An 18,131-nucleotide genomic window follows, 5' to 3' on the forward strand; every position below is an offset into this window, starting at 1 on the left:
ATGGGCATTACGGTGAATCAGTTGGAGTATGAAGACGAAAAAGCGTTATTTGATTTTGAAAAGGAAAATAGAATCTATTCTGAAACTATGGTCCCAAGCCGCGGGGAAGACTATTACGACTTTGATACATTCATGATCAGGCATCGACAATTACTAGATGAACAACTTGAAGGAGAAGCATTCTTTTTTCTGATAAGGAACAGTGATGGAAATATCTTAGGGAGAATGAATGTCGTGGACATAGATTCTTCTCGAACTACAGGTCATATCGGGTATCGAGTTGGAAAGCAACACACTGGGAAAGGGGTTGCCGCTGAAGCTTTGCATCTTTTCATGAAGCGTTTAAAGAATGACGGATTCACGAAAGTTTTTGCAAAGACCACGACCCATAATGTGGCTTCTCAAAGGGTTTTGGAGAAGAATGGATTCATTAAAGAAGAGGTCAGCGAGGAGACGTTTGATATGAACGGACAAACGTTCAGGTTTATTTCATACATAGGCTTGCTCACTGAATTTTCGTAAGAGAACCAATACTAGTATCATGATGAGGAGGAGTTCTGTGAAAAGAAAGACAGTGGCGCAAATCCTCCTTTTTGTAATAGGAGGATTGCTCTTCACTTTCTCGCTGAACATGCCCGTGCCAGGTTTCAAGAAACTAGAATTCATAGAGGAAACCTCTCAACGTCAAGTGATTGAGTATCATTGGTATGGAAAGGTGAAAAGTGTAGAGCCTTTCGAGGGAGATCCTAAACGGATGCTTAGCTTATTTCAGCAACAACAAAGAATCCAAAATATTCAAGCAGGCGTCTTACTGTTTGCCCTCATGCCCTGGGTGCTTTGGTGGAGTAGGGAGAAGAAAATATACATATATGCTAGTGTTTTGGTTTGTTTTCTTCTAGTGAGTTTGGATATCTTCATGGTCTATCAATATAGTTAATCATATAAAAAAGGGGGTGGGATTGATGAAGGTAGAAGAAAAGGCTGTAAATATAGGTGCCAAGAAGATTTCGTACACTCATATACAGAATAATTCTACCAAGGTGTGCTTTATGTTTTCAGGTGCTGGATATACGTACGATCAACCTCTTTTTTACTATTCCACGATGGCTATGCTTGAGGACCATATCGATATCGTCCATATCCACTACCGTTACACACACGACGAATTAGCCCTTCCGTTAACAACATTAGTTGAGATGGTAACCCGGGATGTGGAAGCTGTAATGAAGAGGATTTTGGCCAGTCATGAATACAACGAGCCAATAATAAGAACGACGTGATTTGTTAAGTCTGGCATATCTTCACTTCTTATATGGGAGTTTAGCATATATGATGTGTCTTCTTGCATAGAGACCATAGAAGACTTTTGAGTGATTCCCAACATTTATAGCGGTTGTGATTAGTTGAGTGGTATAGGGACCCATATAAACTAAAATTTTATTTGCAGCTTAAGGTTGCTCGACTAATAGTCAAAAACTATACTTATCATCATTTCGTTAAAAAGGGACTTCTTGAAATGGAAGTTCCTTTTTTTGTAATGACATCTAGGTTCAACCTAAAAGTTTAAACAAAAAATTCCATTTTATTATTGTGTATAATGTATATATTGTATATAATCATACACAGACATATAAAAAGAGGTATGAAAATGAAAATTATCATTTCGAATCAGTCCAAGACCCCCATCTATGAACAAATTCATACGCAAATCAAAGAGCAAATCATCTCCAACGATTTGAAACCCGGTCACCATTTGCCTTCGATGCGTCAATTAGCAAAAGACTTGAACGTCAGTCTTATCACATCAAAGCGTGCTTATGAGGAACTGGAGAAGAATGGGTTTATCTATTCGGTGGTTGGAAAAGGTTCCTTCGTATCAGATCAAAATGAAGAGATGATCAAGGAAGGAAAGATGAAAGGGATAGAGGAGCAGCTCCTAGCTGCTATCCAGAATAGTAAAGACATCGGGATCAGTCTCAAAGAGTTGCAAGAACTGCTTACCATTTTATATAAGGAGGAAGATTGATGGAGAATCAGAATGTCATAGAACTCAGGCATGTGAGTAAGTCATTTGATGGTTTCTTTATAGAGGATTTTTCATTGGATGTGAAAAAAGGTTTTGTTACAGGATTTATCGGAGGAAATGGCGTAGGGAAATCTACCACAATCAAGATGATCATGAATCTATTGCAACCAGACAGTGGTTCAGTTTCTGTATTTGGATTAGATTATGAAAATCATGAGAAGGAAATAAAGCAGCGGATTGGATTTGTATTCGACGAGAGCGTATTTTATGAGAATCTCACACTGGCCGAGCTGAAGGAGATTGTAAAAAGGGCTTATGTGAAATGGGATGATTCGTTATTTTATGACTATGTGAACAAGTTCAACTTGCCCTTAAACAAAAAAATCAAAACCTTCTCAAAAGGCATGGCGATTAAAGCTTCTTTAACGATTGCTTTATCTCATCACGCAGAATTGATTGTTATGGATGAACCCACATCTGGGTTAGACCCGATTTTTCGGAGAGAGCTATTGGAAATCTTACATCAACTCTTGCAGGATGGCGATACCACCATCTTTTTCTCGACGCATATTACGACAGATCTAGATTCGATCGCTGATTATATCACCTTCATACATGACGGAGAACACATATTCACAAAGGACCTTTACCAAATTGAAGAGGAGTACGCCATTGTAAAAGGAGGGCTTGAGTTACTGGATCAAGATACAGAACAAGAGTTCATAGCTACTCGAAAAACAGCTTACGGATTTGAGGCTTTGACTTCGAATAAGCGAAAAGCGGAAGAAGTCTTCGGAGAAATGGCCCTCATCGAAGCACCTACACTTGAAGATATTATGTACTATACAAAGAAAGGAGCTGTACCACATGTACAACTTAATACGTAAAGATCTCGTCTTGCAGAGTAAAATGATCATAGGTTTGATGATTGGGTTGTGTGTGTATTTATTCTTGGATGTGTCTTCGTTATGGGTAGGGGTTGTCTTTAGTATTGCCGTCGCAATGAATGCTGTAACAATCGATGAAAAATCTTCTGTACATATCTTACTTAATTCTCTACCTTACACTCGAAAAGAAATTGTCAGCTCAAAGTATATTGTAGTTCTTCTGTTGACTGTCATGGTGTCTGCAGCCATCTACGTTGGAAACTTAGCCATCCATGGAGAATTCACTTCGCTGAAAAATCTTTTATTCATGATCGCGATTGCCGTCACAGCCATTTCAGTCATGCTTCCGTTTTGTTATAAATTTAAAAGCAGTTACTTAGTGACAGCTTCGATTGTGGCATTTGGCTTATATTTATTAGTTGTGTCATTTTTTATCCAGGATTTAAACGATAGAATCAGAGCGTTCGTAGAATTCTTGTTAACTATGCAAAGTACAGGAGCGTATGTTGCCTTTGTTGCTTCTATAATGATTTTATATGTGTGTTCAGGCTTAGTATCCTTTCGCATCTACAAGAATAAAGCATTCTGATTAATTCATTGTCATTAGACACTTCAGATTGCTAAAGATCCTTTGTTTTTTTCAGGGTGACTACCAGAAGAGTCTCTCCACCTTTTCCAAGCCCACCACCACATAAAACAGCTGAGACAAACCGCATCAAGACAGTTTCTAATGCTCTTCACATTGAAAAAGGTTATAAGGAAGGTTATCAAGACGGTTTCAAGTGAAGATGCATTTCAAAAGTGCTTTAATAGCGCTGATCAAAGCACTTTCAAAGGCATCTCCCTTTCAAAACCGTCATAAGTAGTCCGCACAGACAGAACAGTAAAAGCCCAAGCTGGACGTCAGCTTGGGCTTTTATTGTTGGATTAAATTCAGGAAGCGTTTCGTGCGTTCTTCTTTCGGATTCTCAAACACATCGACAGGAGCGCCGCGCTCGACGATGTACCCTTCATCCATGAAGACGACTTCATCTGCCACGTCCTTGGCGAAGTTCATTTCGTGGGTGACGACGACCATCGTCATTCCTTCCTCGGCGAGGTCTTTCATGACTTGGAGGACTTCTCCGATCAGCTCGGGGTCGAGGGCTGAGGTTGGTTCGTCAAACAGCATTACTTTCGGATCGATCGCCATGGCGCGGGCAATGCCGACACGCTGCTGCTGTCCGCCGGATAGTTGGTGCGGATAGACGTCCGCTTTGTCCCCAAGTCCGACTTTTTCAAGGAGGCGCATCGCTACTTCACGTGCTTGTTGCTTGTCGATTTTCTGGACGGTAACAGGACCTTCCATGATGTTCTCAATTACGCTTAAATGCGGGAAGAGGTTGTAGTTTTGGAAGACCATACCCGTTTGTTTTCTTAATTCACGGATGGTTTTTTTATCGAGTTTCTCTGAAAAATCAATGGTCTGATCATCGATGGTCACTTCGCCTTTTTCCGGGCGCTCAAGCACGTTCAAGCAACGAAGCAATGTCGTTTTCCCAGAACCGGATGGCCCGATGACGACGATGACTTTACCTTGGTCGACTTGAATGCTGATGTCTTTCAATACTTCTAGGTTCCCGAAACTCTTCGAGATGTGATTCATTTCTAGCATGATCGAACCTCCTTTCTAGTTCACGTATCGGTCTAAGCGTCGTTCAATACGACCTTGAATAAGGGAGAGTATGAAACATAGCACCCAGTAAATCGCGGCAGCCTGTGTATAAATTAAGAGCGGCTCATAGGTCGTGGCCACGATTTCTTGAGCTTTACGGAACATCTCCGCTACTAAAATGGTGGAAGCGAGCGATGTTTCTTTCACCAATCCGATAAACGAGTTCGATAACGGAGGAATCGAAACGCGTGTCGCTTGCGGGAGAATGACGCGCTTCAACGACTGGAAATACGACATGCCGATCGATTCGGCTGCTTCCCACTGCCCTTTATTAATCGATAGGATCGATGCTCGTATGATTTCGGACGCATATGCCCCTGTGTTCAAGGAAAGAGCGATCAGTGCGCCGACAAACGGACTGAACTTCAAGAACGAGACACCTAAGTTACCGAAACCGTAGAAGACGATGAATAATTGCACAAGTAAAGGGGTTCCGCGAATGATAGAGACGTAAACGCGGGCGATGATGCTCAGAATCTTCACTCCAGAAATCCGGAATAACGCGGTCGTGATGGCGAGGACCAATCCGGCAAAGAACGCGAGTAGCGTTAACGGAATCGTATAGTAAAGAACTCCTTTCAACAATGGAAGAAAGGAGTCCTGTAGTGTTTGCAGATTGTCTGCACTCAGCCAGAAATTACTGAGCAGATACATCTTCGCCAAACCATTTCTCAGAGATTTGTTTTAGCGTGCCATCTTCACGCATGGAAGCAAGTGCTTCGTCGACCGCTTCGATCAATTCCGGATTGTTTTGACGGAACATCATGGCGGATGCTGACGCGTCTTCTTGGCGGTCCACGATTTCGACTTGTGCATCTTCACGCTGTTTCAAAAAGTCGAGAACAGATAGACGATCGTTTACCGTTGCGTCTGCACGCTCGTTAGCTAGCAACTGCATCGCTGGGTTGAATCCTTCGACGCTTACGATTTCTGCGCCATATTCTTTCGCGATATCTGCATAGTTACTCGTCAACGATTGCGCTGATTTCGCGCCTTCTAAATCCTCAAAGCTCTGAACGTCTCCACCTTTAGGGGCTACAAGAACCGCTGTGGAGTACGTATATGGAGTAGAGAAATCATACTTCTCTTCACGGTCGGGCTTGATGCCGACTTGGTTCGCGATCATATCGAAGCGTTCTGTGTTCAAGCCAGCGAACATGGAATCCCATTTCGTTTCTTTGAATTCTGCTTCCACTCCCATACGGTCCGCGATCTCGCGGGCGACCTCAACGTCATACCCTGTCAATTCGTCTGCGTCATTGTGGAACGTGTACGGGGCATACGTACCTTCTGTTCCGATTGTAAGCACGCCTTTTTCTTGAATTTCATCATACAAGCTTTGTGTTTCCTCTGAAGAACCTTCATTACCTGATGTGTCCTCTGCTTGGTCCGTTCCTTCATCCGAAGAACCGCAAGCCGCTAAAACAAGAATAAGTAGTCCGATTGCTGATAAACCTAATATCTTTTTCATGAAAAATGACCTCCTCTATTTTAATCCTGATTAAATTCATCGGAATAATACATATCGAATAATACATCCTGTATTAGCTTCCGTCAATAGAAAAAGCTCATACTGGTGTACTTTACGTTTTATTTTCAAAAATAGGAAAAATATAGTTGTCATTTTAATGGAAGAGTAATATACTACATTACATGACTAATGCACTCATGCAGAGAGAAGGAAAAAGTGATGATCCTTGATACGGACGGATTGAAGCCGATCTACATCCAGATCGCAGAATGGATCGAGAGTGAAATCCTTCACGGCAACTTACAACAAGATGACAAAGTGTACTCACAATATAAGCTTGCAGACATGTACAACATCAATCCAGCAACGGCTGCAAAAGGACTGAAGCTGCTGGCGGATGAAGAGATTGTCTACGATAAGCGTGGAATCGGGAAGTTCGTCTCTGAAAAAGCGCAAGCGATTATCGTGGAGAAAAGGAAGGGTCAGTCGCTGAAGCATCTCCTTGAAGATGTCGTATCTGAAGCCAAGCGTTTGAACATGACGGAAGAAGAAGTAAGAAAAGCATTGAAAGAATTGTGGAAAACGAGTGGGGAGGATGACTGATGAAGGCGATTCATTGTAAGGAATTGACGAAGCAATACAGAAGGAAGGCCGCACTAGATGGTGTGGACTTGTCCATTGATGACAACAAAATCATCGGGCTGATTGGACGGAATGGAGCGGGAAAGACTACGCTTTTGAAGATTATTTCTGGTATGCTCCGTGAATCATCCGGTCATGTTGAGGTGTTTTCAAAGCGGCCATTCAACAATTTGTTCGTGTCTGCGAACTCGATCTATATTGATGATCAGATGAATTTCCCACCGTCTCTAACACTTAAGGAACTGCTCAAAGAGGGGCGTCGTTTTTATAAAAACTGGGATCATGATCTTGCGCTTCGCTTGTTCGAGCATTTCGGTTTTCATGAAAAAGAGTCACATAAGAATTTATCGAAGGGTAAAGAAAGCACCTTCAACATGATTGTCGGCCTTTGTTCACGCTGTCCTCTGACCATCTTCGACGAACCGACGACAGGAATGGATGCAGCGGTTCGAAAAGATTTTCACAGGGCCCTGTTGAAAGATTATATAGCGCACCCGAGGACGATTCTGTTATCGACGCACTACATGAACGAAATGGAAGATTTGTTTGAAGAAGTGGTCTTACTGGACCATGGTAAATTACGGCTGCATACCACGATGGATGACTTACGTGAATATGCCATTGGTTTATCAGGGAAAGTAAGCAGCGTTCAACCTTGGCTTGAGGGGCGTGACGTTCTAGATCAACAGGAAAGCGGCCTGGATGATGTGCAAGTAGCGGTGAAGCATGACTATACGGATGGGGAGATTCAACGCATGCGCCTTGATGGTATTTCGGTTACGAGCATCCAGCCGACAGATGCTTGCATGTTTCTGACAAAGCAAGAGGGAGGAGGATTAGATCATGTCTTTCGTTCAAATGAAAGCGAGTGAAGTGATCGGAAAGCAACTCGTTTATAAATGTAAATCGTATGCGGGCGTTTTTACGTCACTCGTCGTCATTCAACTGCTTGGGGCTTTATTTTCCTTGCTAGCTACTTCAGGCTCTATGAGATCGACGCTCGGATATGATGTGCGCGTGCAAACTTATACAGTGGATATGGTCATTGTGTTCACGATCTTTTGGGGATTTATCACAGCCCTCCTGTTAACGACGAGAGCTTATAGAGAAGATGACTTTGCGTTTGTCACGAACCGGAACAGCAGCAATATTTCGACGATCGCCTTTTTGACACTGGTCGGATTGATCAGTAGTGTTACCGCCGCCTTATCTTTTTACCTTGTGCGTGTGGTGGTTTTTCTGATCGGGGCAGAAGGGGATGCTGTGATCAGCAGTGCTAGTGTCGATGCTTCTTTACTTCTTATTATTTTCTATACGTTTGGCTCCGTTATCTTATTTAGTTCGATGGGATATGTAGCAGGTGTGATGGTTCAGTGGAGTAAGCTGTTCATTTTCATACTGCCAGCGGTTGTGATCGGTGGATTGATCCTTCTTTACCAGCCTTCTGATGGAGCTGTGATGAACGCGTTTTTCTCTTTCTATTACCGTGAAGCGAACCTTCTATTCTATCTATTGAAAACAACAGCGACGGCGGCCATTTTTTATAGTGTAGCTGTCTTACTTTCTAATCGACTGGAGGTGAAAGGATGATAATGCCTATTGTGCTTATCCTTTTTATCATTCTAATCGTGAGCTTCATCGTGTACGTCAGTCGTTCCCAAATCGTGATGAGCCTCATGCCGAAGAAGGCAGGGTATTGGATGCTTGGAGGGTATAGTCTCCTTCTTCTCGTGTCCGTTGTCTTCTATATCGTGATGCCGGACGAAACATCCTCTTCAGCGGGCTTCGAAGAGAAGAAGGATCTTTATGATACGGATGAGATATACAGACAGGTGTTAAATGGGAATCGTGAAGCGTTGGATGACGATTTACAAAAAGGGTTCTGGAGTTTTGCTGTCCCAGAAGAACCCCTTATCATCAATTCCATGGGTGGTGGGGAAGATGAAGTCACGATCTATGTGGAAAAAGTAGAAGGCTTGGAAGGGATTCAAGCTTACTATTATCAAACGCCTCTCATTGTCCAGGATGTAAGAATCGATAGAGAATGGAAGCCTTACGTATCTATGGAAAATGGGATGTTGAGAGTAGAGTCGATGATTGACGAGGTGCTAGAGTACAAGACATTCAAGACACCTGCCATCATCAGTCAAACGATGGACGATCGACGTGAACCGTGGATGGGGAAATTCGCAGGGTTGTATATAGAAGTTCCAGCTGATTTAGAAATCGAAGCGGATGAACATATGTATCATCAAGTGAACTGAGAGTCGGGGCAGTGCCCCGGCTTTTTTTGTTGTCTGAAACTGTGACGAAGGATGAGAATAAAACGTTATTGATGGCTGGGGGGATTGGGAAACGTCGTAAGGGGGAGCATTAAGACCCTTTTGTGCATGAATGAATTGTAAAAAGGACCTTATCGCACTACTTAAGACCTTTTTGAAGTCAGCTCTTCGTGAAAACAGTCTTAAGTCGGCTTCACATGCAAAGATGACAAAAGTCAGGTGACTTTATTCAAATCACACAAATGGGCGGACCGACATAAGATGGGCGGTAAGAGGTGGTGACCAATGAAAGATCAATATAGAGATCCATTTGCCGTCGAGCAAGAAGAATGGAAGAAGCGACAATGGAAAAACAGGTGGAAGCAATTGCTGACGTTCTCATCTCCTATTTTCATCTTGGTTCTCTGGGAATTCCTATCGCGCACGGGGTTAGTCGATGCCCGCTTCTTCCCGCCGCCGACCGAAATCGTCGGTACGTTTATTGCCATGAGTGCGAGTGGGGAGCTGTTTCACCATATCGGCATTTCTTTGTTTAGGATTTTTTCGGGCTTTCTGTTAGGGGTTATTCCGGCTGTCATTATTGGGTTATTCATGGGATTATACTCGCCGATTCGCCACTTTCTATCACCGCTGATCATGGCACTCATGCCGATTCCGACGCTCGCGCTCTTACCGATTATCTTGATCATCTTCGGGGTCGGTGAAGTATCGAAAATCGTCACCATCGCAGGGAGCGTCTTCTTCCCAGTCGTCATCAACACGGTGGCAGGGGTGGTCAACATTGACCGCATTTACCTTGATGTGGCGAATAACTACGGTGCAAACTCGAAACATTTCTTTTTCAAAATTGCCTTGCCTGGAGCGTTGCCGGTTATGATCGAGGGCATTCAGATGGGGCAGGCAATTGCGCTGCTCACGATTGTCGCGGCCGAAATGATGGGCGCGAACTCTGGAATCGGATACTTAATCTGGACTTCATACAATGCGTTTTTATTGAAAGAAATGTTTGTCGGGCTTGTACTGATTTCATTCTTCGGTTATTTGTTCTCGCTGATTCTACGGGGATTGCAGACGAAGTTGTTGCCATGGAGATAGGAGGGGTCTTGTGAAAATTACGATTGATGAGTTGACGAAAGTGTTCTATAAGAAAGGGCAGAGCTTGACCGCGCTTGAGGGCATTGATCTGAATATCCAGGATGGTGAGTTCGTCTGTTTGCTCGGCCCTAGTGGATGCGGAAAGACGACGCTGCTCAGGATTTTGGCTGGACTTGAGAAACCGAGTACGGGGAGCTTTGAGATTGCGGCCAGTGGGAAGGAACGACCGCTGCAGTCGATGGTCTTCCAGGAACGCGGGGTGATTCCGTGGCTCACGGTGAAAGAAAATGTCGCGTTCGGATTGAAGATGAGGCATCTGCCGAAATCGGTTGTTCAAGAACGTACCGCTTTTTATTTGGAAAAAGTCGGACTCGATAAGTTCGCCCGCTTGTATCCGAAAGAGCTTTCCGGCGGAATGAAGCAGCGCGTCAGTATCGCGCGTGCGTTCGCGAATGATCCGGAAATTCTGTTGATGGATGAACCGTTCGCAGCGCTTGATGAGCAGAATAAGTTCATCTTACAGGAAGAGCTGCTCAGCATTTGGGAGGAAACGAAGAAGACGGTACTGTTTATCACGCATAGTATTGATGAAGCGTTGTTATTGAGTGACCGGATCTTACTGATGAGTTCTCAACCAGGTCGTATTACCGAGGAAATTAAAATCGAAATGCCGAGGCCGCGTACGATGGAAGAGGTGCGTGCGGATCAGACGATGACGGAGCATTTTGTGAAGATTCGGAGTCATTTGGACAGTGAAGTGCAAGGTTCAAGAACTTAGGAGGCATGTGCAAAATGAAAAAAATGTGGTTTCTCGTTCCTTTGTTATTGATCATGTTGGTGGCTTGTGGAGGGAATTCGTCGGGAGGGGGAGACCTTGATGACAGTGTCAGCAAAGATAACCCTTCAGGGGATTTAGCCCCGCTCGATAATAAAACGACCGTGCTAATTGCGGAAGATGGAGCGGCGTCTGGGGCAGGGTTTTATATTGCAGAAGAAAAAGGTTACTTTGATGACTACAACATTGATGTGAAATTCACAAAGTTCGCGAACAGTGATGACATGTTGCCAGCGCTTGCTGCTGGTGAAGTCGATATCGCGGGTGGGGTGTCGACGGCTTCGTTCTTCAATGCCATTGCACAAGGCATTGATGTCAAAATAATCGCTGATAAAGGCCACTATAACGATGGTAAGTCGTACTTCTCCTTCGTGATCCGCAATGATCTGACAGATGAAATCAAAGATTACGAAGATCTAAAAGGAAAGCGTATTGCGATATCTTCCCGTAATTCGGTAGATGAGTACATTTATGCAGAGATGTTGAAGCATGCTGGATTGACAGAAGACGATGTGGAGACTGTGATCATGTCGGACTTCGGGAATATGCTTGCGGCGATGGGGAACGGATCGATTGATGCTGCGCTGCAAATTGAGCCACTCATCACACAAGGTGAGCAGCAAGATTTGCACGTTCGCTTCAAAGATGCGACCGACTTTGCACCGGATGCCCAAATTGCGATGGTTCTAGGATCACCTGATTTTATTGAAGAGGATACAAATGTTTCTTTGCGGTTCATGACCGCATACCTTAAAGGGGTACGCGACTACAATGATGCATTTGTAAAAGGGGAAGGAACGGATGACGTCATTCAGATTATGACCGAGTACACGGCTCTGAAGGACCCGGCTCTTTGGGAAAAAGTGAGCGTGACGGGTCTTGATCCGAACGGAGCGATGTTCGTCGAGGATATTAAGACGCAATATCAAATGTATGAAGAGAACGGGGCTACACGTGGGGAATTTGACTTTAACGAATCTGTAGATACGTCGCTGACGGAGAAGGCAGTCGAAATTCTCGGAAGCTATAAATAATGGTGGAAGCCGCATTCATCTATGAGTGCGGCTTTTCTTAATGAGTCGTGTATAATTGGAGAAAGAAGGGAGTGGAAGACATGAATTTTAAACCGATACAAGATTTCAACGACTTCACAGCACTGTCCGAACGCTGTTATCCAGGAATGAAACTGAAGTCGAAAGAGGACCGGGAGCGGTACACTGAACATCGCAAAAAGATGGACAAAGAAGAGAACGTGCATACGATCGGTCTATATGATGAGGATCAGCTTCTGGCAGGATACATCGTTTACGATCAAGTCGCTAACGTGTATGGTTCTTCTATGGAAGCATCAGGCATCGGTACGGTAGCCGTTGATTTGATAAACAAGAAGCAGGGCCATGCCAAGCGGATCATCAAGAAGTTTTTGTTTGATGCGAGAGAACAGGGGCGTCCCCTCACCCAACTTTATCCGTTCCAACCTTCTTTTTATAAGAAAATGGGGTTCGGCTTAGGACCGCGATTATCAACATACCGTTTTCATCCGTCTCAATTGCCGGCATTTGAGGATGTGGAATCTGCGGAAGTTTTGACTTCAGATGATCGGGATGCGGTAAGTCGCTGTTATCACGAGTGGGCACGTGGGACACATGGGGGATGCGACAAGCCTGGCTTTGAGTTTTCCTTTTTGTCTAAAGGGGAGTGGCACAATGTCGGAGTCTTTGAAGAGGGGAAGCTGACAGGCTATTTGTCCTTTGATTTTCAACAAAATCAGGGGGATCATTTTCTGCAAAACAATCTAATTGTAAGGAATTTCATCACGACCTCGATCAAAGCCTATCAATCACTTTTACAGTTTTTACATAATCAAAAGGACCAAGTCCGTACAATCGTGTTCCCGACATTTGATGAACGTTTCTCGATGTTGCTTGATGATCCGAATCATGTCGACCAGGACTTGATTTACACAATCTATCATAAGACGAGTGAAGCGGGCCAGGGACTGATGTATCGGATTGTCGATATTCCTCCGTTCCTGGATGGTATCAAACACCACTCGTTCGGAAGTGAGACGGTCCGGATCGGATGGCGGGTACATGACTCGTTGCTCGAGGAGGACTATGAGGCGGTATGGAAGTTTGAAGAAGGGAAACCTGTCGAGACCGATGAACATGCCGATGTCACGATTACGCTTGAAATTGGCGAGTTTTCTTCTTTGTTGATGGGATGTGCCACATTGCAGGACTTTCTCTATAGTGGAGCGGTCGAAGTGAGTGACGCAGAAGCCTTGCCAAAAGCGATCTCTTTATTTGAACATCCAACGGAGCCGGAATGTTGGTCATTTTTCTAAAAAGGAGGATCTATGATGAGTCAGCGGATCGTCAAAGGTGTACAAGTTGATGATGAGTCGCGTTGTACGCATTATCATTCTAAGGTCGATGTTGTGGCTTTACAGTTTGCCTGCTGTGAAGAGTTTTACGGCTGCTATCAGTGTCATCAAGAGCTCGCCGATCACCCTCCAAAGAAGTGGAGCAAGGACGAGCGTGACCGTGAAGCCATCTTGTGTGGGCACTGTAAGAATACGATGACGATTGCGGAGTATTTGAAGGTTCATGAGTGCCCGAGCTGTCGTCATCCATTTAATGAGGGGTGCGCGAATCACTATCCTTTGTATTTTGAGATGTGAATGTTATTTGAGAAAACGCAGCCGTGATGTGCTGCGTTTTTTTGCGAGCGCTCATGGGAATTTGCGAGCGCTCATGGGAATTTGCGAGCGCTCATCGGAATTTGCGAGCGCTCACCGGAATTTGCGAGCGCCCATGAGAATTCATGGTCGATCACAAAAAAATGGAAGAAATCTTCAGGATTTAAGAGAACCTAAAAAATGCAATCCCACATCTAGAAATACCCAAACATGCACTAAGAACGTTCAAACTTGATAGTAACCCGCTCCATATTGTAGAGTGTAAAAGTGCTTTATTAGGGAAAAGAATAAAAAACCTATTCCAATACTGGAAGGAGGATCACATCATGACAGATCAACAAAAAGGAAATCCGCTCGCGCTGATCCCATTTGGTGTCTTCATTTTATTATTCATCGGATCAGGAATTGCGACAGGAGACTTTTATCAAATGCCCGTACTAGTCGCCTTGTTTGCGGCGATTCTTGTGGCATTATTCATGAATAGAAAAACGGACTTTCAAACGAAGTTACAACAGCTGACCAAAGGGGGAGGACACCCCGATATCATCTTGATGGTGATTATCTTCCTACTAGCAGGAGCTTTCTCTTCGGTAGCGGAAGGAATGGGTGCTGTTGATGCAACGGTCAACTTAGGACTCAGCATTCTACCTGGGAACTTACTTGTCGTTGGATTGTTCATCATTGCCTGCTTTATTTCCATCTCGATGGGAACATCTGTAGGGACCGTGGTTGCACTCGCGCCGATTGGAGTGGGTGTGGCTGATGAAATTGGCATTAGTGTGGCGCTTACGATGGGAGCGATTGTCAGCGGTGCGATGTTCGGTGATAACTTATCCATCATCTCGGACACGACGATTGCTGCGGTTCGAACGCAAGGCACGAAAATGAAAGATAAATTCAAGGCGAACTTTTTCATTGTACTGCCAGCGGCCATCATTACCGCCGTCATCTTTGGTGTCATTACGGCAGATGCTTCTCAGGCGTTACAAGAGGAATATCCTTTTGAAATCGTAAAAGTTCTCCCTTATCTCGGGGTACTGATTTTCGCCGTAATCGGAATCAATGTCATCTATGTATTGATGGGCGGCATCATTTTTGCTGGTGTCATTGGTCTTTTGACGAATGATATCGGACTCTTCAACTTTGTTACACTGCTTGGAGAAGGCTTCCAGGGTATGCAAAACTTGTCGCTGCTCGTCATTTTACTCGGAGGGCTTGTAGAATTGATCCGACAAAATGGTGGGATCGATTTCTTGCTTCAAGCGATCAGTCGACGGGCGAAGTCCAATCGTGGGGGCGAATTCAGTATTGCCGGCCTCGTCGGTGCCGTCAATTTGTCTACAGCCAACAACACGATTTCCATCATCACAGCGGGGCCTCTCGCCAAACAGATTTCTGATGAATACGGAATCGATGCCAAAAGATCGGCAAGCTTACTGGATATATTCTCAAGCTCAGTTCAAGGGTTGTTACCTTACGGAGCTCAAATCTTGTCTGTAGCAGGGGTGGCGAGCATCTCTCCTGTCTCGATTGTTCCATTCTGTTTTTATCCGATTCTATTGGCCCTATCAGGAATCATCGCGATTCTATTCAGATTCCCGAAATTCACGCTTTAGAAAAAAAGGAGGAATGAAGTGATGATCACAATCGTAGATGTTCAACCCCATCATCTTGATCGGATGCATGAGTGGGAAATGAATGAAGCGTTACAGGTCAAAACGGGAATTGAAAAACCTCGTTCGTATGAGAAGTTTATCGATTCCTATCATTCCTACCTTCGTGGTGAAAAGCCACGCTTGATGATTAAAGTCATAGAAGAAGACGGGAAGGCTGTCGGAAAAGTCGAGTTGTATCAAAGTCCGAAAGATGCATTTATCGGTATGGTCATTGCCGAACGGCAGCGTCAAGGAATAGGTGCGAAGGCACTGGAATTATTTCTTAGGGATATAAAAGAAAAACTGGGATTACATTCGGTATGTGCAGAGGTGTATGAAGATAACCCGGATAGCTTACGTTTCTTTGAACGGAACCAATTCAAGCGAACAGGCGATGTGACGGTGGAAATGTTTCGTGGATATGAGAGAAGACTCATCGTTTTGAACCGGATTTTGTAGAAGTCTCCTATTGAGTAGGGGGCTTCTTTTTTTATGAAAAAGGGTAACTTTTGTCATGAATAATTAGTAATATATAGGTAAGTCTAAACACACGGAGGTGACGTACATATGGAAAATAAGCCTGTGTATTACGACGGAACGCTGCACAACGACTTTAAGCAGTCAGAAAATGAGGAAATAGAACGGTTCATGGTAACCAATGAAGTACGTTCAGCCCTTAGCGGCAATCCCTTTTTTATAACTGAATAAATCACCTAAAGCATCTTCTGCGGAAGGTGTTTTTTCTTTTTCTTGAGCATGAGAGTTGAAAAATGAAGTGTTCTTCTGCATAATAAATCTCGTATTCATAATAAATGAACCTGAGATAATGCATGAATGGTTTCTTTTTACAAACACTACATTCACTAACATTCGAACAAGAAAGGAATGACTCAACATGACAAAAGTATTGTATATCACCGCACACCCTCACGATGACACGGCCTCTTATAGTATGGCTGTTGCAAAAGAATTCGTGGACAAATATAAAGACGTGAATCCTTCCCATGAGGTGGTTCACATCGATTTATATAGTGAGCATATCCCGGAAATTGACGCAGATGTTTTCAATGGCTGGGGCAAGCTGCAGTCTGGGGATCAGCTATCAGCTGGGGAACAAAAGAAAGTCGAGCGTTTGACAGAGCTTTGTGAACAGTTCATTTCTGCAGATAAATATATTTTCGTAACGCCGCTATGGAACTTCTCGTTCCCTCCGAAAATGAAGGCGTACATCGATTCAGTCGCTGTTGCAGGAAAAGCCTTCAAATATACAGAACAAGGACCTGTTGGATTGTTGACGGATAAGAAAGCCTTGCACATTCAAGCACGTGGCGGCATTTATTCAGAAGGGCCAGCAGCACAAATGGAAATGGGCCACCGCTATTTAGATACAATCATGCAATTCTTCGGCGTCCCATCGTTTGAGGGGTTATTTGTAGAAGGACATGCTCTAAACCCTGACAAAGCAGAAGAAATCAAAGAAGATGCAAAAGTGAGAGCAAGAGACTTAGCACCAAGCTTTTAATATAGATTTAAAAAAGGAACTTCCAAATCAGGAAGTTCCTTTTTTAGGCTGTTGACTTCGGTTCTTCCAAGTTGAGAAGAGACCGGTGGCGTGGAAACGACTCCCTTCGCAGGAAAGCGAGTCCTTTTCCATCCCACGGTATTCTTATATGATCTAACAGAACCGTTCCACTTACTTCTTAGCTTTCTCAACAAACTGGAAAAAGGAACTTCCATATATGGAAGTTCCTTTTTAGTTTATACGAATTCCTTTACATCCACCCGGCGTCCTTCTTTATGCGAAAGAGCCGCCGCCTCATTCACTAAAGTCAGCAAATACGCATCTTCTTTCGTAATCGACACCGGTTGGTTTTGCTCAATCGCCGAAGCCCACTGCTCCATCGGCATCGGCAGATCCTCAGGCACGTTCTCCGGTTGCGTCCAGTCATCTGAGTCTAGCTTGCTGCTTTTCAATCGAATCGTATCATCCTCGATCAGCAACGTTCCTTGCGTACCATAAAGCTCAAGCTGAAACGGGCTCCCTGTAGATACGAAGCTGGTCTCAAGAACAGCCATCGCACCAGAGGCATAATCGAGAAGCGCAACCGCTTGATCATCAACGCCAAGGCCACGCATTTGCGGCAGGCGGCTACTGATGGCTTCTGGTTTTCCCATCAAGCGATTCGCTAAATAAATCGGGTGGGCACCAAGGTCGATCAAGGCACCACCGCCACATTGTTCTTCATTATAAAAGCGGTCAGGCAGCCATCCGTTTTGGTTTTTTTCTGTTGGGACAGCCCCGTTATGGGCGACACGACAGCGCATCATCGTAACGCTCCCAAGCAATGCCTGGTCGACAACCTGCTGGGCGTACAAATAGTAATCTTTCGTCAGACGAGGGAGGGAGATCATGAATTGAACCCCGGATTCCTCGATATCCTTGAAGATTTCCTCACACTCTCTCGTAGAGAAAGCGAGGACTTTTTCCGTGAAAATATGTTTTCCGTGATTCGCTGCGGAACGAATCACATCGGTATGTAAGTTCGTCGGTGTTGAAACGATGAAAGCATCAATTTCAGGATCAGAAAGAACGTTCTCTAAGTCACTGTTGAAATCGACGCCGAGTTCCTGTGCCCAACTCTCACCCCGAGCAGGATCTTCATCCCAAATCGTTTTGATGTTGATTGAAGGGTTCTCAGTAGCCTCTTTCGCGTAATCGACAGCATGGACGTGCCATTTGCTGAGTAAAGCAACTTGTATCATGTACAGCACCTCTTTCTATGATTGGTACGTGCTATTATACCATTTTCATAGAAAAAGACC

General features: G+C 44.2%; 23 protein-coding genes. 19 read left to right on the forward strand and 4 right to left on the reverse strand.

All coding sequences use genetic code 11. The annotated features are described in order from the left end of the window. The 6 genes from H0266_RS15565 (at position 1) to H0266_RS15590 (ending at position 3,502) form a co-directional block, all read left to right on the forward strand. Positions 1 to 522 carry a GNAT family N-acetyltransferase gene (locus tag H0266_RS15565; protein WP_246364067.1) on the forward strand — a complete coding sequence of 174 codons (522 nt, stop codon included), beginning with the start codon at positions 1 to 3 and terminating at the stop codon, positions 520 to 522. Positions 523 to 559: 37 nt separating this feature from the next. Then, positions 560 to 937 (forward strand): hypothetical protein, encoded by a 378-nt coding sequence (locus H0266_RS15570; RefSeq protein ID WP_181473342.1) that lies wholly within the window; start codon positions 560 to 562, stop codon positions 935 to 937. Positions 938 to 962: 25 nt separating this feature from the next. Then, positions 963 to 1,280, forward strand: coding sequence for a hypothetical protein (locus H0266_RS15575; protein WP_181473343.1), 318 nt, complete (start codon positions 963 to 965; stop codon positions 1,278 to 1,280). A gap of 368 nt (positions 1,281 to 1,648) precedes the next feature. Continuing rightward, positions 1,649 to 2,026, forward strand: a complete 378-nt coding sequence (locus tag H0266_RS15580) for a GntR family transcriptional regulator (RefSeq protein WP_181473344.1) — start codon at positions 1,649 to 1,651, stop codon at positions 2,024 to 2,026. After that, on the forward strand, positions 2,026 to 2,913 hold the full coding sequence (locus H0266_RS15585; protein ID WP_181473345.1) for an ABC transporter ATP-binding protein: 888 nt from the start codon (positions 2,026 to 2,028) through the stop codon (positions 2,911 to 2,913). The genes H0266_RS15580 and H0266_RS15585 overlap by 1 nt, the downstream gene beginning before the upstream one ends. Then, entirely contained in the window at positions 2,894 to 3,502 is a 609-nt protein-coding gene (locus H0266_RS15590; RefSeq protein WP_181473346.1) for an ABC-2 transporter permease, read from the forward strand. The genes H0266_RS15585 and H0266_RS15590 overlap by 20 nt, the downstream gene beginning before the upstream one ends. 327 nt (positions 3,503 to 3,829) lie before the next feature. On the opposite strand, the gene H0266_RS15595 is transcribed toward H0266_RS15590, so the two are convergent. Genes H0266_RS15595 through H0266_RS15605 form a run of 3 tightly spaced genes read right to left on the reverse strand, consistent with a single transcriptional unit; the run spans position 3,830 to position 6,098 of the window. After that, complete coding sequence (locus H0266_RS15595; RefSeq protein WP_181473347.1) at positions 3,830 to 4,567, reverse strand: amino acid ABC transporter ATP-binding protein; 738 nt, start codon at positions 4,565 to 4,567, stop codon at positions 3,830 to 3,832. Positions 4,568 to 4,582: 15 nt separating this feature from the next. Beyond that, positions 4,583 to 5,281, reverse strand: coding sequence for an amino acid ABC transporter permease (locus tag H0266_RS15600; protein ID WP_181473614.1), 699 nt, complete (start codon positions 5,279 to 5,281; stop codon positions 4,583 to 4,585). Next, entirely contained in the window at positions 5,265 to 6,098 is an 834-nt protein-coding gene (locus H0266_RS15605) for an amino acid ABC transporter substrate-binding protein (RefSeq protein WP_181473348.1), read from the reverse strand. Before H0266_RS15605 ends, H0266_RS15600 begins: the two co-directional genes overlap by 17 nt. Positions 6,099 to 6,287: 189 nt before the next feature. On the opposite strand from H0266_RS15605, the gene H0266_RS15610 reads away from it, so the two are divergent. The 13 genes from H0266_RS15610 to H0266_RS15670 all read left to right on the forward strand — a co-directional run bounded on the left by H0266_RS15610 (position 6,288) and on the right by H0266_RS15670 (position 16,830). Then, positions 6,288 to 6,701, forward strand: a complete 414-nt coding sequence (locus H0266_RS15610; protein WP_343063311.1) for a GntR family transcriptional regulator — start codon at positions 6,288 to 6,290, stop codon at positions 6,699 to 6,701. Further along, on the forward strand, positions 6,701 to 7,612 hold the full coding sequence (locus H0266_RS15615; RefSeq protein ID WP_181473349.1) for an ABC transporter ATP-binding protein: 912 nt from the start codon (positions 6,701 to 6,703) through the stop codon (positions 7,610 to 7,612). Before H0266_RS15610 ends, H0266_RS15615 begins: the two co-directional genes overlap by 1 nt. Next, the gene (locus tag H0266_RS15620) at positions 7,584 to 8,330 is read left to right on the forward strand and encodes a hypothetical protein (protein WP_181473350.1); all 747 of its coding nucleotides are present in this window, start codon (positions 7,584 to 7,586) and stop codon (positions 8,328 to 8,330) included. The genes H0266_RS15615 and H0266_RS15620 overlap by 29 nt, the downstream gene beginning before the upstream one ends. Further along, positions 8,327 to 9,004, forward strand: a complete 678-nt coding sequence (locus H0266_RS15625; protein ID WP_181473351.1) for a hypothetical protein — start codon at positions 8,327 to 8,329, stop codon at positions 9,002 to 9,004. Before H0266_RS15620 ends, H0266_RS15625 begins: the two co-directional genes overlap by 4 nt. A gap of 303 nt (positions 9,005 to 9,307) precedes the next feature. After that, complete coding sequence (locus H0266_RS15630; RefSeq protein WP_181473352.1) at positions 9,308 to 10,117, forward strand: ABC transporter permease; 810 nt, start codon at positions 9,308 to 9,310, stop codon at positions 10,115 to 10,117. 10 nt (positions 10,118 to 10,127) lie between these two features. Further along, entirely contained in the window at positions 10,128 to 10,895 is a 768-nt protein-coding gene (locus H0266_RS15635; RefSeq protein WP_181473353.1) for an ATP-binding cassette domain-containing protein, read from the forward strand. A gap of 14 nt (positions 10,896 to 10,909) precedes the next feature. After that, on the forward strand, positions 10,910 to 11,986 hold the full coding sequence (locus tag H0266_RS15640) for an ABC transporter substrate-binding protein (protein WP_181473354.1): 1,077 nt from the start codon (positions 10,910 to 10,912) through the stop codon (positions 11,984 to 11,986). Between the two features lie 80 nt (positions 11,987 to 12,066). Next, on the forward strand, positions 12,067 to 13,299 hold the full coding sequence (locus H0266_RS15645; RefSeq protein WP_181473355.1) for a GNAT family N-acetyltransferase: 1,233 nt from the start codon (positions 12,067 to 12,069) through the stop codon (positions 13,297 to 13,299). A 15-nt stretch (positions 13,300 to 13,314) separates the two neighbouring features. Then, positions 13,315 to 13,635 (forward strand): CHY zinc finger protein, encoded by a 321-nt coding sequence (locus H0266_RS15650; protein ID WP_181473356.1) that lies wholly within the window; start codon positions 13,315 to 13,317, stop codon positions 13,633 to 13,635. 305 nt (positions 13,636 to 13,940) lie between these two features. Next, entirely contained in the window at positions 13,941 to 15,269 is a 1,329-nt protein-coding gene (locus tag H0266_RS15655) for a Na+/H+ antiporter NhaC family protein (RefSeq protein ID WP_343063326.1), read from the forward strand. Between the two features lie 21 nt (positions 15,270 to 15,290). After that, positions 15,291 to 15,767 (forward strand): GNAT family N-acetyltransferase, encoded by a 477-nt coding sequence (locus H0266_RS15660; RefSeq protein ID WP_181473358.1) that lies wholly within the window; start codon positions 15,291 to 15,293, stop codon positions 15,765 to 15,767. A gap of 108 nt (positions 15,768 to 15,875) precedes the next feature. Then, entirely contained in the window at positions 15,876 to 16,016 is a 141-nt protein-coding gene (locus H0266_RS15665) for a hypothetical protein (RefSeq protein ID WP_181473359.1), read from the forward strand. A 187-nt stretch (positions 16,017 to 16,203) separates the two neighbouring features. After that, positions 16,204 to 16,830 carry an FMN-dependent NADH-azoreductase gene (locus tag H0266_RS15670; protein ID WP_181473360.1) on the forward strand — a complete coding sequence of 209 codons (627 nt, stop codon included), beginning with the start codon at positions 16,204 to 16,206 and terminating at the stop codon, positions 16,828 to 16,830. 236 nt (positions 16,831 to 17,066) lie between these two features. On the opposite strand, the gene H0266_RS15675 is transcribed toward H0266_RS15670, so the two are convergent. Beyond that, on the reverse strand, positions 17,067 to 18,071 hold the full coding sequence (locus H0266_RS15675) for a Gfo/Idh/MocA family protein (RefSeq protein ID WP_181473361.1): 1,005 nt from the start codon (positions 18,069 to 18,071) through the stop codon (positions 17,067 to 17,069). Between the last annotated feature and the right edge of the window lie 60 nt (positions 18,072 to 18,131).

Source organism: Halobacillus locisalis (assembly GCF_013694105.1).
Taxonomy (GTDB): Bacteria; Bacillota; Bacilli; order Bacillales; family Halobacillaceae; genus Halobacillus; species Halobacillus locisalis.

Coding starts and splice junctions, on each gene's coding strand:
- H0266_RS15565 (WP_246364067.1), top strand. CDS start 1: ATGGGCATTACGGTGAATCAGTTGGAGTATGAAGACGAAAAAGCGTTA.
- H0266_RS15575 (WP_181473343.1), top strand. CDS start 963: ATGAAGGTAGAAGAAAAGGCTGTAAATATAGGTGCCAAGAAGATTTCG.
- H0266_RS15580 (WP_181473344.1), top strand. CDS start 1,649: ATGAAAATTATCATTTCGAATCAGTCCAAGACCCCCATCTATGAACAA.
- H0266_RS15585 (WP_181473345.1), top strand. CDS start 2,026: ATGGAGAATCAGAATGTCATAGAACTCAGGCATGTGAGTAAGTCATTT.
- H0266_RS15590 (WP_181473346.1), top strand. CDS start 2,894: ATGTACAACTTAATACGTAAAGATCTCGTCTTGCAGAGTAAAATGATC.
- H0266_RS15595 (WP_181473347.1), bottom strand. CDS start 4,567: ATGCTAGAAATGAATCACATCTCGAAGAGTTTCGGGAACCTAGAAGTA.
- H0266_RS15600 (WP_181473614.1), bottom strand. CDS start 5,281: ATGTATCTGCTCAGTAATTTCTGGCTGAGTGCAGACAATCTGCAAACA.
- H0266_RS15605 (WP_181473348.1), bottom strand. CDS start 6,098: ATGAAAAAGATATTAGGTTTATCAGCAATCGGACTACTTATTCTTGTT.
- H0266_RS15610 (WP_343063311.1), top strand. CDS start 6,288: ATGCACTCATGCAGAGAGAAGGAAAAAGTGATGATCCTTGATACGGAC.
- H0266_RS15615 (WP_181473349.1), top strand. CDS start 6,701: ATGAAGGCGATTCATTGTAAGGAATTGACGAAGCAATACAGAAGGAAG.
- H0266_RS15620 (WP_181473350.1), top strand. CDS start 7,584: ATGTCTTTCGTTCAAATGAAAGCGAGTGAAGTGATCGGAAAGCAACTC.
- H0266_RS15625 (WP_181473351.1), top strand. CDS start 8,327: ATGATAATGCCTATTGTGCTTATCCTTTTTATCATTCTAATCGTGAGC.
- H0266_RS15630 (WP_181473352.1), top strand. CDS start 9,308: ATGAAAGATCAATATAGAGATCCATTTGCCGTCGAGCAAGAAGAATGG.
- H0266_RS15640 (WP_181473354.1), top strand. CDS start 10,910: ATGAAAAAAATGTGGTTTCTCGTTCCTTTGTTATTGATCATGTTGGTG.
- H0266_RS15645 (WP_181473355.1), top strand. CDS start 12,067: ATGAATTTTAAACCGATACAAGATTTCAACGACTTCACAGCACTGTCC.
- H0266_RS15650 (WP_181473356.1), top strand. CDS start 13,315: ATGAGTCAGCGGATCGTCAAAGGTGTACAAGTTGATGATGAGTCGCGT.
- H0266_RS15660 (WP_181473358.1), top strand. CDS start 15,291: ATGATCACAATCGTAGATGTTCAACCCCATCATCTTGATCGGATGCAT.
- H0266_RS15665 (WP_181473359.1), top strand. CDS start 15,876: ATGGAAAATAAGCCTGTGTATTACGACGGAACGCTGCACAACGACTTT.
- H0266_RS15670 (WP_181473360.1), top strand. CDS start 16,204: ATGACAAAAGTATTGTATATCACCGCACACCCTCACGATGACACGGCC.
- H0266_RS15675 (WP_181473361.1), bottom strand. CDS start 18,071: ATGATACAAGTTGCTTTACTCAGCAAATGGCACGTCCATGCTGTCGAT.